1 protein-coding gene is annotated in these 1,490 nt (G+C 61.4%); it reads right to left on the reverse strand.

All coding sequences use genetic code 11. The features are described from left to right. Nucleotides 1-1,490 (reverse strand): CocE/NonD family hydrolase (locus tag FJV80_RS34355; RefSeq protein ID WP_140671269.1); only part of this gene is annotated, 1,490 nt, incomplete at both ends.

Here is a 1,490-nt window from a genome sequence, read left to right on the forward strand (position 1 = left end):
GCTGTTCAAATTCGCCTTGCCGGCATGGGACCCCATCGCTGTCATCACAGGAAGCAGTACGTGGGAGGGGAACTGCTCGCAGTGATGAATCGTGTTCCGAGCCACTACCCATTCAGTTTCGTCCCAGTTGTTACCTCCCGTATTCAGGTTGCGGTCGAACCGCGGGAAGGCCGAACTAGTGATTTCCAGGCGAATTTGATGGCCGGCCGGAAACCAATTACTTGTGGCGTCGAGATCAATCTCGATTTTGCATATAACGCTCGGTTCCATGAAAACAGCCCGATCAAAGCCCTCGCGATAGCGGACGCGCAGTATCCCGTCCACCACGTCAATCGCACGGCCATCGGGATGTACGTCCAACAGTCTGGCCACGAAGTCCGTGTCCGGGGCCGAAGAAGAGACGAAGAGGACCGCCCGGACAAATCCGGTAACCTCCATGCCCTCTGTGAGGGGCGGTGAAGTGAAGCAGAGGACGTCTGGACGAAGCTGGACGTCCTGGTAATCGCGGGGTCCTATAGTAGTTCCACTTGACTTCCCGCCGTCCATCCCCAAGAACGGCGCCGGATCCCCAGGGTCGTAGGTAAACGTGTCAGCCGGCTCGTCGGCACTCGGAGGCTCTACATCAAGAGTCCCGTCGCCTAGACGGGTCGCGGCATTCCCGCCGCTGCGGAGGAACCAGTGCTGCAGTTCCACACCAAGAGGGGGCCATTCTGACGCGGCACGCCACTCGTTGCGACCCATCACGTAGTACTGGACGCGGGGCATTCCCTCGATCCGGTCGGGCTTGTCGTTCAGCCAGCAGTCGAACCAGTCCAGGTAGATCTGCCAGCAATCCAGGCGCGCGTCGCCCAGCTCGCGCTCGCCGATAACCGTCGGGGCTTTGAGACTCTCGGTGCCACAATGCGTGGCTGGCGACAGAATGATATGTTGGTGATCGCGTGCCGCCGGGCTCAATCCGCGAGCACTAAAAACGCGCTGCTGGTGAAGCGCGTCGGCAGCCCCCACGTCGTACCACGAGTTCACGAACAGGGCTGGGACGTCGATGGTCGAGTCCTCGCTAAGCATCCCATTCCGATCCCCCCAGGGATCGCCTGGGTCACGCGAGACCCAGTCCTCCCAGTCAGTCGGCGGTCCCCCAAGGCTCTTAAGCATGTTGACGAGCGGCAGCGACGCGAAAGCCCGCTGATACTCCTCATCGCTTTTCGGTTGCACTCGGGACCGGTCCTTCGCTGCGGTTTGGTGGAACCAGGGGACAAACGCGGCAACCTCCACCGCACCGCCGAGACGGAGATCCCCGTTGCGATATCGCCCTCCGGCAGAGCCGTTCGCGCCGCCCGATCCCTGCGCAATTGCGCATCGGTGGGCTGGATGGCACAACTGCGCCAGCAAAACCTGCGCGATACCAAGCGCCGAGCACCCATATGTGCCCACGCGTCCATTCGACCATGGCTGCTGCGAAATCCAGGACAGCGTGTCATAACCGTCGTCCC

This window comes from Mesorhizobium sp. WSM4310 (genome assembly GCF_007003935.1).
Lineage (GTDB): Bacteria > Pseudomonadota > Alphaproteobacteria > Rhizobiales > Rhizobiaceae > Mesorhizobium.